The organism is Salinibacterium sp. AL4.1, from assembly GCF_059767305.1.
The window spans coordinates 1,157,630-1,171,963 of sequence record NZ_JBSOQK010000001.1; the positions used below are offsets into that span (position 1 = coordinate 1,157,630).

The following is a 14,334-nucleotide window of genomic DNA, read 5'->3' on the forward strand; positions in this document are numbered from 1 at the left end:
TTTCTCCTTGGTCCTTAACCGACAGCGGTGAAGATGTCGATAGAACCGGACTTGAGCGTGACGATGGCGCGCTTGGTGTCCTTGCGCTTACCCATACCGAAACGAGTGCGACGGGTCTTGCCCGTGCGGTTCAACGTGTTGACCGAATCGACCTTGACGCTGAAGATCTTCTCAATAGCGAGCTTGATCTCGGTCTTGTTCGCACGGGGGTCAACCTCGAAGGTGTACTTTCCCATGTCGATCAGGTTGTAGCTCTTCTCGGAAACCACGGGAGCGATGATGATGTCGCGTGGGTCCTTGTACGTGACGGTCATGCGCTGACCTCTTCCTTGTTCGAAGACTTGGTGTTGAAGGCAACGAACGCGTCGAAGGCGCCCTTGCTGAACACGATGTCGTCGCTGACGACGACGTCGTAGGCGTTGAGCTGGTCGTATGACAGAACGTGAACGCCGTCGAGGTTGCGAATGCTCTTCAAGCTGATCGCATCTTCGCGCTGAAGCACGACGAGAACGTTCTTGCTTGGTGCGATGCTCGTGAGCAACGCGGAGACAGTCTTCGTCGAAGGCTTGTTGTCAACGGCCAGAGCGTCGATGACGTGAATACGCTCGCCGCGAGCCCGGTCGGACAACGTGCCGCGCAGTGCAGCAGCAATCATCTTCTTGGGGGTGCGCTGTGAGTAGTCACGCGGGTGTGGACCGTGAACGATGCCACCACCCTTCATCTGAGGAGCACGGATCGAGCCCTGACGAGCGCGACCGGTTCCCTTCTGCTTGAACGGCTTGCGACCAGCACCCGAAACTTCACCGCGGCGCAGGGTGTTGTGCGTACCCTGACGTGCAGCTGCACGCTGTGCAACTACAACCTGGTGGATGAGGGGAACGTTGGTCTGCACGTCGAAGATCTCGGCGGGAAGTTCGACAGAGTCAACCTTCTTGCCCTTGGCGTCGATGACGTCGATGGAGGTAGCCATGTGTACTACGCCCCCTTCACTGCGTTGCGGACGAAGACGATACGGCCGCGAGCACCGGGAACAGCGCCCTTGATGAGCACGAGTCCCTTCTCGAGGTCGATCGAGTGGACGGCGAGGTTCATGACCGTTACACGGTCACCACCCATACGACCGGCCATGCGCATGCCCTTGAAGACACGGCTGGGGGTCGACGAGGCACCAATGGAACCAGGCTTGCGGTGGTTACGGTGTGCACCGTGGCTTGCAGATACACCCTTGAAGTTGTGACGCTTCATAACACCGGCGAAACCCTTACCCTTGCTCGTGCCGACGACGTCGACCTTCGAGCCGGGGGTGAAGATGTCGACTGCCAGCTCCTGGCCAACGGTGTACTCCGCGGCGTCGGGGGTGCGAATCTCGGTGAGGTGACGGCGAGGCGTTACACCTGCCTTGTCGAAGTGACCGGTAAGCGGCTTGTTGACCTTACGAGGGTCAATCTGGCCGTACGCGATCTGGACAGCGCTGTATCCATCAACCTCGGGGCTACGCAGCTGCGTAACAACATTCGGGGTGATTTCGACAACGGTCACGGGAACGAGCTTGTTGTTCTCGTCCCAAACCTGCGTCATGCCGAGCTTCTTGCCCAGCAGACCCTTGGTCGTCTTAGTTGTAGACATTATTTTCCTTATCGGCTCAGTCGCTCAATAACTGCGCGAGCTAAAGCTTGATCTCGATGTTGACGTCGGCCGGCAGGTCGAGACGCATGAGCGAATCCACAGCCTTGGGCGTCGGGTCGATGATGTCGATGAGCCGCTTGTGGGTGCGCTTTTCGAAGTGCTCGCGGCTGTCCTTGTACTTGTGAGGTGAGCGGATAACCGCAACCACGTTCTTCTCAGTGGGCAGCGGCACTGGGCCTACTACCGTGGCACCCGCGCGGGTAACCGTGTCAACGATCTTGCGTGCCGATGAGTCGATGACCTCGTGGTCGTACGACTTGAGTCGGATGCGGATCTTCTGTCCCGCCATGACTGGCTCTCTTCCCTTAGTACTGTTGAGGCACTGCGTGCACCTGGGCTGTTCGACGCCGAATGTTGCCACCCGAAGACGCTCAGCACTTCTGCTTTCGCACCACTATTTATCTGTCAAGTTCTTGCTGTCACTGCTTGTGATACCAACCCGCGAGGCCGCGAGGAGCACATGCTGGCGAGCCAGCACACGCGTCTCCCGCAGCAATAACTCTTTCGAGTGATTATTTGGGGAGTTGGTTAAGCTTGGTTCTTCTCCCCGCGGCCTAGCTGCTACACACTGTGTGATTCACGCTCGGCGTGACCCACACGTTGTGGAACTATGCACTGACTGGGAGTGATCCGCGCGCACATGGCGGCGAAATGTTGAACTAGAAGAGTCTGTCACATCCGGGCATTTGCTGCAACCCGGGCGTGTCGGATTTTCAGGCTACTTCTCGACGCCGAAAGTGCGGCATCCAGATCAGTCTATTTCAGTACTTCTAGGTGCCGATATGGCGGGGTTTAGCTGGCTCTCAGTCGAGCGGACGCACACGCTCGTGGACGCCATCCAAAAAGACGCTGGAGACCAGGGGAACCCCTGGCCGGTAGGCCAGATGACGGTAGTGCGGAGCATCCAGAATCTGGGCATGTGCTCGCGCGCCGACCCGCAGATGGCCCACATCATCCCGCCGCAGTGAGCGCGCTCCCCCGAGGGTTGCTGCCGCCACAGCTTCGGCCGACGTCATTCCCATCTCGCGCACTGCCAGCGCGATGCAGAACGGAAGGGATGACGTGAAACTGGAGCCGGGATTGCAGTCGCTGGCGAGCGCAACGGCTACTCCCGCGTCGAGCAGGCGCCGGGCATCCACGAACGGATGTTTGGTCGAGAACTCGACGCCGGGCAAGAGGCCGACGCTTGTAGTGCTGGCGGCGAGCGCGTCTACGTCGTCGTGCGAGAGATAGGTGCAGTGGTCGACGCTCGCAGCGCCGAGCTCGACCGCGAGCTGCACAGCGCCCGACTCCCCCAACTGCGCCCCGTGAAGACGAGCGCCCAAGCCGCGGGCCTGGCCGGCAGTGATGATGGAGCGCGTTTCGTCTTCGGTAAAGGCACCGTTATCGCAGAACACATCAATCCAACGCGAGAACGGGGCGCAGGCTTCGAGCATCTCCCCCATGACGAGCGAGACGTAAGCGGCACGGTCTTCGGCGTACTCGGCCGGCACGACGTGGGCGCCGAGGAACGTGGTCTCGTTGGTGAGCTCTGAGGCGAGGCGGAGCATTCGCGCCTCATCGTGAACGCTCAGCCCGTAGCCGCTCTTGATCTCGATCGTGGTCGTTCCTTGGCGGCGCATCTCTGCGACGAGCGCCGTGGCGTTGGTGAGCAATTCATCGTCGGTTGCCTCCCGCGAAAGTGCGACGGTGCGCCGGATGCCGCCCGCCTCATAGCGATGACCCGCCATGCGCGCTTCGAACTCCTCCGAACGGTCGCCCGCGAAGAGAAGGTGGCTGTGGCTATCAACAAAACCCGGGAGCACGCAGCGACCAGCGGCATCCACGTGATCGTCGCCAGCGGGGGCTTGCTCGGTCGGACCCCACCACGCCACGCGGCCGCCGTCGAAAACAATTGCGGCATTCTCGATCTCTGGCTGCTCGTTGTCGTGAGTAAGGAGGAGCCCGATATTCGTGATCACGGTGCTGGCGTTCGCGGTGCTCGTCTTCGCCGCGCTCATGCTCGCGGCGGTCGTGTTCGCGGCATTCGTCATCGCAGGGCCACTCCGGAGATCGCTTCAAGAACACAAAGCGCTACGAGGCGCACCGTGCGTTCGTCCGCAGAATCTGCAGCGGTATCCACTTCAACAAGGTCAAGTGAGCAGACGGCCGGATGCGCGGCAGCAAGCCGTGCGGCAGCGCGCAGTTCAATCGCCGCAATGCCACCCGGCACCGACGCGGGGCAACCGGGGGCAACCCCGCGGTCGCAGACATCGACATCCAGGTCGACGTGGATGGGACCACCAGCGGCACCAGCAATCTCCAGAGCCTGCGCCATGACATCGTCCATCGACCTCGAGCGCAGTTCGTCGCGAGTGATGACGGTGATTCCGGCCGCACGGGCGCGCTCGGCGTAGGCCAGCGAGTTCGCCAGCGGCTCGATACCGATTTGCACCACGCGGCTGCCGTCGAGGCCTGCCTCGAGAAGCCGGCGAACGGGCGAACCATTACTCGTTCCGTCGCGTAAGTCGTGGTGGGCATCGAGCGTGATGAGGCCAGCCGTGGCGATCTGCGATCCCCAGCGTCCGAGAGCAGTGGGTACCGTTGCGGCGTTATCGCCGCCCAAGGCGACTACAAGCTCGGCCCGGAGCTCTGCGACCGCCTCGATCGCATCTGCTTCGTTCAAGTCGGGCTCGCGCACATTGCCAGCGTCCACGATCCGCAGATCAGACAGCGCGGAATAACGCCGCAGAGCCTCCCGCACCGCCTGAGGCGTAGTGTGCGCTTGAGTCGGCGAGAGCGACGTACGCGACGTCGGCATACCGATAAGGGCGACATCCGCCCACTCGTCGGCGACCGGCGCGGGCCAGTCTCCCGCGCGCGGCCAGAGCGGATCAGCGTTGAGCATGGTCACCCTTCGTGAGCGGAGCCTCGTTCATGGGGATGCGAACGCCGAGATCGTCAGCGACCGCAATCGCTTCATCGTAACCAGCATCGACGTGACGGATCACGCCCATTCCTGGATCGTTCGTGAGCACGCGCTCTAGTTTTTGCGCGGCGAGCTCGGTTCCGTCGGCGACCGTCACCTGACCGGCGTGGATGGAACGGCCGATGCCGACGCCGCCGCCGTGATGGATCGACACCCACGTTGCTCCCGACGACGTGTTGACCAGCGCGTTGAGCAAGGGCCAGTCGGCAATCGCATCCGAACCATCTTTCATCGCTTCGGTCTCGCGGTACGGCGACGCCACCGACCCGCTATCGAGATGATCGCGGCCAATCGCCAGCGGGGCAGCTAACTCGCCCGAGGCGACCATCTCGTTGAACCTGAGGCCTGCCTTGTCGCGTTCGCCATAGCCGAGCCAACAGATGCGCGCGGGCAGACCTTGGAAATGCACCCGCTCCCCTGCGAGCTTGATCCAACGCGCGAGCGATTCGTTCTCGGGGAACAACTCGAGAATCGCCTTGTCTGTCTTGTGGATGTCGCTGGCCTCGCCGCTGAGGGCAGCCCACCGGAACGGCCCCTTGCCCTCCGCAAACAGCGGACGGATGTACGCCGGCACGAATCCCGGGAACGCAAACGCATCCGCGTACCCCGCTGCACGCGCTTCGGTGCGGATGTTGTTGCCATAATCGAAGACCTCGGCACCCTGACGTTGGAAGCCCACCATCGCTTCGACGTGGATCGCCATTGACTCGCGAGCGCGCTGGGCGAAGTCGGGGTGGCTACGAGCGCTCTCCCAATCGTGGAAGTCAACGCCGAGCGGCAAGTACGCCAGAGGGTCGTGCGCGCTGGTCTGGTCGGTGACGATATCGATCGGCGCGCCCATCGCCAACAACTCAGGCACGGCTGCAGCCGCGTTTGCAAGGACGCCGATCGATAGCGCCTTCTTCGCATCGCGTGCCGCAACGGCGAGCTCGACGGCGTGCGCCAGCGACTTCGCCTCGACGTCGAGGTAGCCGTGATCGATACGACGAGTGATTCGGCTCTGATCAACATCGATACAGATCGCAACACCATCGTTCATGGTTACAGCGAGAGGCTGAGCCCCGCCCATGCCTCCGAGGCCGGCCGTGAGCGTGATCGTGCCCGCCAGCGTGCCACCGAATCGTTTCGCCGCGACCGCAGAGAAAGTTTCGTAGGTGCCTTGCAGAATGCCTTGCGTGCCAATGTAGATCCACGATCCGGCCGTCATCTGGCCGTACATCGTGAGACCCAACTGCTCGAGCCGACGGAACTCATTCCAGTTCGCCCAGTCGCCCACGAGGTTGGAGTTGGCAAGCAGCACGCGGGGCGCCCACTCGTGCGTCTGCATCACACCGACGGGTTTGCCCGACTGCACGAGCAGCGTCTCGTCGCCCTTGAGCGTCGTGAGCGAACGCACGATCGCATGGTAGCTGGGCCAGTCGCGGGCGGCCTTGCCCGTGCCGCCGTAAACGACGAGATCTTCGGGATGCTCGGCAACCTCCGGGTCGAGGTTGTTCTGCAGCATGCGCAGAGCACCTTCCTGCTGCCAGCCGAGAGTAGTGAGGGTGGAACCACGCTGTGCCTGAATCATGACTGCTCCTAGTGAAGTTCGGTGACGGAACGTGCTGCTGCAACAAGGGCGCCTGACTGCACGAGCTCAACGCTCGCGGCGATGTCAGGGGCCAGATAACGGTCGGGGCCTGCGCCCGGAACCCGCTCGCGCAAGGTGTCGATCACGGCGGCCGATACCGGGGACGGCTTTTCGCCGCGCATCTCAATGCCGCGCGCGGAGGTCAACAGCTCGATGGCCAGAACGCGCGAGAGACCGTCGATGCTGCGACGAAGCTTGAGACCGGCACTCCAGCCCATCGACACGTGATCCTCTTGCATGGCGCTGGTCGGAATCGAGTCAACGGATGCCGGAGCCGCCAACCGCTTCAACTCGCTGACGATGCCTGCCTGGGTGTACTGCGCGATCATGTGGCCCGAGTCGACTCCGGGATCCGCGGCGAGGAACGCGTTCAAGCCACCATTGCGGTTGCCGTCGAGGAAGCGGTCGGTGCGACGTTCGCTCATGCTTGCGACGTCGGCCGCCACAATCGCAAGGAAGTCGAGCGCATAGCCCACAGGCGCCCCGTGGAAGTTTCCGTTCGACTCCAAGCGCCCATCGAGGGTGACGACAGGATTATCAATTGCGCTCTGCAACTCGCGCTCGGCAACGCGTCTTGTGTGATCGACCGTGTCGCGAGCCGCACCGTGCACCTGCGGAGCGCAACGCAAGGAATAGGCATCCTGCACTCGGGTGAAGCCGTTGGTAGCGTGGGCGGCGATCGTTCCCGAATCGCGCAACACCGCGCGCATGTTAGCGGCAGACACCTGCTGGCCGGGGTGCGGTCGGAGGGCGTGAAGATCTTCGGCGAAGACGCGATCTGTTCCGGCGAGACCCTCGACGCTGAGAGCAGCGGACAGGTCGGCGGCGGTGAGCAACGCGCTGAGATCGGTGATGGCCATCGACAGCATGCCGAGCATCCCATCCGTGCCATTGATGAGCGCTAGGCCTTCCTTTTCGTGCAGAACGAGCGGCTCAATACCGGCAGTCGTGAGAGCGGCGGAGGCGGGCATCAACTCCCCCGCGACGCGTACGTCGCCTTCGCCCATTGCCGCCAGCGCGCAATGCGCCAGCGGAGCGAGGTCGCCCGAGCAGCCCAAGCTGCCGTACTCCCCCACGATCGGAGTGATGTCGGCATTAAGCAGTGCGGCGTAGGTTTCGGCGACTACGGGGCGCACGCCGGTACGGCCGGTTGTCATCGTGGAGAGGCGTAGAAGCATGGTCGCCCGCACCACCTCAGCATCGATCTCGGCACCGGAGCTGGCGGCGTGGCTGCGCACCAGAGACCGCTGCAATTGCACACGCTGCTCAAGAGCGATGTGTTTCGTGGCGAGGGCGCCAAAACCTGTCGACACCCCGTAATGCGGCCGAACGTCGTTCGCGAGAGCCTCGATGACGGCGCGCGACGCCTCGATCTCGGCGATAGCTTCAGGCGTAATCGACACACGCGCATGGTGGCGCGCAACAGCCACGACCTCGGCGATGCTGACGGGGCCAACGCCAAGAGAAACAGTCTGCGAAGTTTCGGGATTCATGATCCCAGTGAACGCTGATCGTCCTTCTGCTGCGATAGCGATCCGCGATATGGTGTCTGAAATATCAGACAGGGGAAACGTGCCCAGCATTCCGGCAGCGCGCAACACTATGGCGGTGCTGCGCCATCTCGCGTCTCGTAAAGGACCGGTGCCCGCCTCGGCATTGGCCCGCGAGCTTGAACTGCCCCGATCATCCGTCTACCAACTGCTCGCCGTCATGATCGACGAGGGCTTCGTTGTGCACTATCCCGAGGATCGCACCTACGGGCTCAGTGCCCTCGTCTCCGAGATTGGCACTTCAGCGCTGCGCAGCGAACGGCTCTCTGCTCTCGCGTCACCGCTGATGCGCAGCCTCGCTCGCGAATCACCCATCCCGGTCGTCGCTCACCTAGCGGTACTGAGCGGCGCGGATGTGAGCTACGCGGCACGCGTGCAGGGAACCCGCGCTCCCACTACCGTCTCGGCCGTCGGTGTGCGCCTGCCCGCCCATCTCACCGCCACCGGCCGTGCCATGCTCGCGCGGCTCACCGCACCCCAAGTCCGCGCTCTGTATCCGACTCGAGCGTCTCTCACCCGCCGGCAAACCGCTGGGCCCCAAACCCTGGCCGAACTTGATCGGATGCTGGATTCCGCCCGCGCATGGGGCTGGGCGAGCGAGATTGGCGACGTCACCGCCGATTACTCGTCGGTCGGTGCCGCGGCGCTCGACCGCAACGACTACCCCACAGCAGCGATTGGGCTGACCTTCCGCACGGATGCGGTGGGCGAGCACTGGGATGCGCTCGGCGCCGCGACGGTGGCAGCTGCGCGCGCCCTCACCGGCCGACTTACGGGACGGTCGAACTGACCTGACCGCTAAGCCGCAGGCGACGACTGCGTTGCGGGAGCGAAAGTGTTCGTTAAACGACGAAGGGCCGAGCCTTTCGGCCCGACCCTCGTCGTAATTAGTTACTGAGCTTACGCCAGAACCTTGGTTACCTTACCGGCACCTACGGTACGTCCACCCTCACGGATGGCGAAGCCGAGGCCCTCTTCCATGGCGATGGGCTGAATGAGCTCAACGGTCATGTCAGTGGTGTCGCCAGGCATAACCATCTCGGTGCCCTCAGGCAACGTGATGACGCCGGTGACGTCGGTGGTACGGAAGTAGAACTGCGGACGGTAGTTCGCGTAGAACGGGTTGTGACGCCCACCCTCATCCTTGGAAAGGATGTATGCGGTTCCCTCGAAGTTCGTGTGAGGAGTAACGGAACCAGGCTTAACAACAACCTGTCCACGCTCTACATCTTCACGCTTGGTTCCACGAAGAAGCAGACCACAGTTCTCGCCAGCCCATGCTTCGTCGAGCTGCTTGTGGAACATCTCGATACCAGTGACCGTGGTCTTCTGGGTCGGACGGATTCCAACAATCTCAACGTCAGAGTTGATCGTAAGCGTTCCACGCTCGGCGCGGCCGGTAACAACGGTTCCACGACCAGTGATCGTGAAGACGTCCTCAACGGGCATCAAGAACGGCTTGTCCTTGTCGCGTACGGGGTCAGGAACGTTCTCGTCAACTGCATCCATGAGGTCCAGAATCGACTGAACCCACTTCTCGTCGCCTTCGAGAGCCTTGAGGCCCGAAACGCGAACGACAGGTGCGTTGTCGCCGTCGAAGCCCTGGCTGCCCAGGAGTTCGCGAACCTCGAGCTCAACGAGCTCAAGGATCTCTTCGTCGTCAACCATGTCGGACTTGTTGAGTGCTACGAGCAGGTAAGGAACACCAACCTGCTTCGCGAGCAGAACGTGCTCGCGAGTCTGAGCCATCGGGCCGTCGGTCGCTGCAACCACGAGGATTGCACCGTCCATCTGAGCAGCACCGGTGATCATGTTCTTGATGTAGTCAGCGTGACCGGGAGCGTCTACGTGTGCGTAGTGGCGCTTGGTCGTCTCGTACTCAACGTGCGAGATGTTGATGGTAATTCCGCGCTGACGCTCTTCCGGAGCCGAGTCAATCGACGAGAAGTCACGCTGGACGTTGGTTGCCGAAGGGAACTTGTCTGCAAGTACCTTCGAGATCGCTGCCGTGAGCGTGGTCTTTCCGTGGTCAACGTGACCGATGGTTCCGATGTTTACGTGCGGCTTGGTCCGCTCGAACTTGGCCTTAGCCACTGTGGGTCCTCCTCAGGACTCGGTTGCTTCGCATCCGACGACTTATCACTGCCGAATGTTCTGCAAGTTGGTGTGTATCTATGTTAGTTGCGCGCTGGTAGTGCGGCGATTACTCGCCCTTGTTCTTTGCAACAATCTCGTCAGCTACCGCGCGGGGAACCTCAGAGTAACTGTCGAACGTCATCGAGTACACCGCGCGACCCGAAGTCTTGGACCTCAAGTCACCGACATAGCCGAACATTTCCGACAGCGGTACGTGGGCGCGAACGACCTTTACGCCGGTCGCGTCCTCCATGGACTGGATCTGTCCGCGGCGACTGTTGAGGTCACCGATGACATCTCCCATGTACTCCTCGGGAGTACGAACCTCGACCGCCATGAGCGGCTCGAGGAGAACTGGGTCAGCCTTGCGAGCTGCTTCCTTGAATGCCATGGTTCCCGCGATCTTGAACGCCATTTCTGACGAGTCAACATCGTGAGCAGCACCATCGAGGATGATTCCTCGGACGCCGACCATCGGGAATCCTGCGAGGATTCCGACGTTCATCGAGGCCTGGAAACCCTGATCGATCGAGCCAATGTATTCGCGAGGAATACGGCCACCGGTGACCTTATTTACGAATTCGTAAATGTTGTCGCCTTCAACCTCCATGGGCTCAAGCGAGATCTGGACCTTAGCGAACTGTCCCGAACCACCGGTCTGCTTCTTGTGGGTGTAGTCGTGCTTGTCCACAACGCGTCGGATGGTCTCGCGGTACGCAACCTGCGGCTTACCAACGTTGGCTTCAACGTTGAATTCGCGCTTCATGCGGTCGACGAGGATGTCGAGGTGAAGTTCACCCATTCCCTTGATAACCGTCTGGCCAGTTTCCTGGTTCTGTTCGGTACGGAACGTGGGGTCTTCTTCAGCGAGCTTCTGGATGGCAACACCAAGCTTTTCTTGGTCAGCCTTCGTCTTCGGCTCGATCGCTACCTCAATAACGGGCTCAGGGAACGTCATCGACTCGAGAACGACCTGGTCGTTCGGGTCACACAGCGTGTCACCAGTCGTGGTGTCCTTGAGTCCGATAACGGCGTAGATGTGTCCAGCAGTGACGCTGTCGACAGGGATCTCCTTGTTGGCAGCCATCTGGAAGATCTTTCCGATGCGCTCCTTCTTGCCCTTGGTGGAGTTAGCAACAGCTCCACCTGAGTCAAGGTGTCCCGAGTACACGCGAATGTACGTGAGGCGACCGAAGAAGGGGTGCACTGCAACCTTGAACGCGAGAGCCGAGAACGGCTCAGCGGAGTCAGGCTTGCGGATGATGATCTTCTCTTCATCGCGCGGGTCGGTTGCTTCCATGGGAGGCACGTCAACCGGCGAAGGAAGGTAGTCGATAACAGCATCGAGCATCGGCTGAACGCCACGGTTCTTGAATGCAGAACCGCAGAGAACGGGGTAGATCTCGCTATTGACGGTGAGCTTACGAATTGCAGCCTTGATCTCTGCAACCGTGATCTCTTCGCCGCCGAAGTAACGCTCCATGATGGCGTCGTCAGTCTCAGCAACAACTTCGAGGAGAGCGGTGCGGTATTCCGCAGCCTTTTCCTTGAGGTCTTCGGGGATCTCTTCGATGGCGTACTTCGAGCCCATCTGAACGTCACCCTTGGCGTCTCCACGCCACGTGAGTGCACGCATCTCGACGAGGTCTACAACACCCTCGAACTCAGACTCGAGGCCGATCGGGAGCTGAAGAACCAACGGACGAGCGCCGAGGCGGTTAACGATGGTGTCTACCGTGTAGTAGAAGTCCGCGCCCATCTTGTCCATCTTGTTGACGAAGCAGATGCGGGGGACGTCGTACTTGTCGGCCTGGCGCCATACAGTCTCCGACTGCGGCTCCACACCCTCTTTACCGTCGAACACAGCGACAGCACCGTCGAGAACGCGGAGCGAGCGCTCCACCTCAACCGTGAAGTCAACGTGGCCGGGGGTGTCGATGATGTTGATCTGGTTTTTGTTCCAGTAACACGTAACAGCAGCAGACGTGATCGTGATGCCACGTTCTTGCTCCTGCTCCATCCAGTCAGTAGTCGACGCACCATCGTGAGTTTCACCAATTTTGTGGTTCACACCCGTGTAGAACAGGATGCGCTCAGTCGTAGTGGTCTTGCCGGCATCGATGTGAGCCATGATGCCAATGTTGCGGACCTTAGTCAGGTCGGTGAGCACGTCCTGTGCCACAGGTTCCTCCGAAGTATGTTGGTGAAGCGAGAATCTCAAGAGTGAAGCGAGTCAGACAACGCCCGACTCGCCTCACTGCGAGGTGCTGACTACCAGCGGTAGTGAGCGAATGCCTTGTTCGACTCGGCCATCTTGTGGGTGTCTTCACGACGCTTTACAGCGGCGCCAAGTCCATTCGATGCGTCCAAGATCTCGTTGGTGAGACGCTCAGTCATCGTCTTTTCACGACGACCCTTTGCGTAGCTCGTGAGCCAGCGCAGTGCGAGCGTGTTTGCTCGGTGCGACTTGACTTCGACGGGAACCTGGTAAGTCGATCCACCGACACGACGCGACTTGACCTCGAGGGTCGGGCGTACGTTGTCGAGAGCCTTCTTGAGAGTGACTACGGCGTCTTGGCCGGTCTTCTCTGCCACGCCTGCGAGTGCTCCGTAGACGATGCGCTCAGCGAGGCCCTTCTTGCCATCAAGAAGAATCTTGTTGACGAGCTGGCTGACGATGGGTGCGCCGTAAACGGGATCCGCGACTACGGGACGCTTTGGTGCTGGTCCTTTACGAGGCATTACTTCTTGTCCTTCTTCGCTCCGTAGAGGCTACGAGCCTGCTTACGGTTCTTAACGGCCTGGGTGTCGAGCGCTCCGCGAACGATCTTGTAGCGGACACCGGGGAGGTCCTTTACACGACCACCGCGGATGAGCACCATCGAGTGCTCTTGAAGGTTGTGACCTTCTCCGGGAATGTAGGCCGTGACCTCGGTACCGTTTGAAAGCTTGACACGAGCAACCTTGCGAAGAGCCGAGTTCGGCTTCTTCGGAGTTGTTGTGTAGACGCGCGTGCAAACGCCGCGCTGCTGCGGGTTGGACTTAAGGGCGGGAGCCTTGGTCTTGACGACCTTCGGCGAGCGTCCCTTACGCACCAACTGCTGAATGGTGGGCACTAAATTACTCCTTGATTTTGCTGCACGGTGACAGCGTCATGATGGTTAGCATTCGCTGTTCTTTGCAGAACACCGAGTTCATCTGGACCCACGCCCCGCCGCACAAGTCGAATGAACGAACTATGCGGATGGTTTATGGATATGCCGTGGGGGTCAACCAGAAGGTTGAACCCTGTGATGTGGAGTTGCTTGCACCCAAACTCCGCTAGTGCGGTGACCTACAAGAGGCATAGTTCAAGCGCACGGCAAAGCGCACACCTCAGAAAGAATAGCCCCCCGGGCGTACCGGGGTCAAATGATCACAGCGCACACGCAGGCTCCAGAACAGGGCACGCGATAGTGCACACGCGCTTAGCGCTGAGCGGCAGTTTTCTCTGCGAGCTCAGCTTCCCATTTCGCCCGGGATTCGCTGTTGCGCTGAGTGACCTTGCGGCCGCGCTTTGCCACGAGCGCACCCGTCCAGAGCGAAACCTCACGACCGATAAGGCCGGCGGCGATGATGAGCGGATCGACCAAAGCTCCAGCGAACATGGCCTGGGCCTGTTCCGGCGTGTTCTGAATGACGCCATTGATCAGCAAGAGCGCACCGATCGTGCCGAAGTACACCACGAGACCGACGATGATGCTCGAGAACACGTGCGCAGCCCAACCAGCACGGTTCACGATGAGCGCGATGACGATCGCGCCCAGTGCGAAGAAGGCGACGGGCACGTAGAACGAGGGCGCCTGCACGAAAGCGAGCGCAACGCGGCCCGTTGCGGCTGCGCTGATGATTGCGACCGCGAGTGCGAACACCAGAGCAAAGACCAGAGTGGAGGCGAGTGCAATAAACACCCCGAAGCCACGGTTTCCGGAGACCTTGGGAGGAGTCGGTGCGGTGACGTACACAACGCGCGGCTCGGCGGATGCCGTTCCCGCTGCTGCGGCGGTGGTGACGGCAGGCTCCGGGTCGGCAACGATCTCGGGCTCGGCGACGATCTCTGGCTCAGCCGCTCCAGCAGGCTCCGCCATGGGCTCGACCTCTGCCTCCAGCGTGGAATCGTCGTACACCGTGGCATCTGCAGGAGAAGCGGGCTCAGCAATGGGCTCCACGAGGGATGTGGCAGCCGGCGACTCGTCAGCAGCTGCAACCGTCTCGTCGACCACTACAGCATCCTCAATGTTGTCGTCGTTCTTCGGTGAAAAACCACGCTCTACAGATGGATCGGTCATGACTGTTGCCTCCTCGTGCCAGCGACTGATGCTCTC

General features: G+C 61.0%; 14 protein-coding genes. 1 reads left to right on the forward strand and 13 read right to left on the reverse strand.

The window, feature by feature from the left end; genetic code table 11:
* Positions 1 to 14: 14 nt before the first annotated feature.
* From rplW to hutH, 8 genes are all read right to left on the reverse strand, one after another.
* Complete coding sequence (rplW, locus tag ACWTV3_RS05740) at positions 15 to 314, reverse strand: 50S ribosomal protein L23 (protein ID WP_010203832.1); 300 nt, start codon at positions 312 to 314, stop codon at positions 15 to 17.
* Complete coding sequence (gene rplD / locus ACWTV3_RS05745) at positions 311 to 970, reverse strand: 50S ribosomal protein L4 (RefSeq protein ID WP_100388192.1); 660 nt, start codon at positions 968 to 970, stop codon at positions 311 to 313. Before rplD ends, rplW begins: the two co-directional genes overlap by 4 nt.
* 5 nt (positions 971 to 975) lie before the next feature.
* Entirely contained in the window at positions 976 to 1,626 is a 651-nt protein-coding gene (gene rplC, locus ACWTV3_RS05750; RefSeq protein WP_100388191.1) for a 50S ribosomal protein L3, read from the reverse strand.
* A gap of 40 nt (positions 1,627 to 1,666) precedes the next feature.
* Complete coding sequence (gene rpsJ / locus ACWTV3_RS05755; RefSeq protein WP_100388190.1) at positions 1,667 to 1,975, reverse strand: 30S ribosomal protein S10; 309 nt, start codon at positions 1,973 to 1,975, stop codon at positions 1,667 to 1,669.
* Between the two features lie 514 nt (positions 1,976 to 2,489).
* Positions 2,490 to 3,686 carry an imidazolonepropionase gene (gene hutI / locus ACWTV3_RS05760; RefSeq protein WP_498477942.1) on the reverse strand — a complete coding sequence of 399 codons (1,197 nt, stop codon included), beginning with the start codon at positions 3,684 to 3,686 and terminating at the stop codon, positions 2,490 to 2,492.
* 29 nt (positions 3,687 to 3,715) lie between these two features.
* On the reverse strand, positions 3,716 to 4,573 hold the full coding sequence (locus ACWTV3_RS05765; protein ID WP_498477225.1) for an arginase family protein: 858 nt from the start codon (positions 4,571 to 4,573) through the stop codon (positions 3,716 to 3,718).
* Positions 4,560 to 6,224, reverse strand: coding sequence for a urocanate hydratase (gene hutU, locus ACWTV3_RS05770; protein WP_498477226.1), 1,665 nt, complete (start codon positions 6,222 to 6,224; stop codon positions 4,560 to 4,562). The genes ACWTV3_RS05765 and hutU overlap by 14 nt, the downstream gene beginning before the upstream one ends.
* Before the next feature lie 8 nt (positions 6,225 to 6,232).
* Positions 6,233 to 7,777, reverse strand: coding sequence for a histidine ammonia-lyase (hutH, locus tag ACWTV3_RS05775; RefSeq protein WP_498477227.1), 1,545 nt, complete (start codon positions 7,775 to 7,777; stop codon positions 6,233 to 6,235).
* Between the two features lie 79 nt (positions 7,778 to 7,856).
* Here hutH and ACWTV3_RS05780 point away from each other — a divergent pair, with 79 nt between their 5' ends.
* Positions 7,857 to 8,624, forward strand: a complete 768-nt coding sequence (locus ACWTV3_RS05780; protein WP_498477228.1) for an IclR family transcriptional regulator — start codon at positions 7,857 to 7,859, stop codon at positions 8,622 to 8,624.
* A gap of 110 nt (positions 8,625 to 8,734) precedes the next feature.
* Here the strand turns inward: ACWTV3_RS05780 and tuf are convergent, their stop codons facing one another.
* The 5 genes from tuf to ACWTV3_RS05805 all read right to left on the reverse strand — a co-directional run bounded on the left by tuf (position 8,735) and on the right by ACWTV3_RS05805 (position 14,298).
* Entirely contained in the window at positions 8,735 to 9,928 is a 1,194-nt protein-coding gene (tuf, locus tag ACWTV3_RS05785; RefSeq protein WP_100388184.1) for an elongation factor Tu, read from the reverse strand.
* A 109-nt stretch (positions 9,929 to 10,037) separates the two neighbouring features.
* The gene (fusA, locus tag ACWTV3_RS05790) at positions 10,038 to 12,152 is read right to left on the reverse strand and encodes an elongation factor G (RefSeq protein WP_100388183.1); all 2,115 of its coding nucleotides are present in this window, start codon (positions 12,150 to 12,152) and stop codon (positions 10,038 to 10,040) included.
* An 89-nt stretch (positions 12,153 to 12,241) separates the two neighbouring features.
* Positions 12,242 to 12,712, reverse strand: a complete 471-nt coding sequence (rpsG, locus tag ACWTV3_RS05795; RefSeq protein ID WP_100388182.1) for a 30S ribosomal protein S7 — start codon at positions 12,710 to 12,712, stop codon at positions 12,242 to 12,244.
* A complete protein-coding gene (rpsL, locus tag ACWTV3_RS05800) occupies positions 12,712 to 13,086 on the reverse strand; it encodes a 30S ribosomal protein S12 (RefSeq protein ID WP_097060154.1) in 375 nt (124 codons plus the stop codon). The genes rpsG and rpsL overlap by 1 nt, the downstream gene beginning before the upstream one ends.
* Before the next feature lie 351 nt (positions 13,087 to 13,437).
* Positions 13,438 to 14,298 (reverse strand): hypothetical protein, encoded by an 861-nt coding sequence (locus ACWTV3_RS05805; RefSeq protein ID WP_498477229.1) that lies wholly within the window; start codon positions 14,296 to 14,298, stop codon positions 13,438 to 13,440.
* Positions 14,299 to 14,334: the final 36 nt, after the last annotated feature.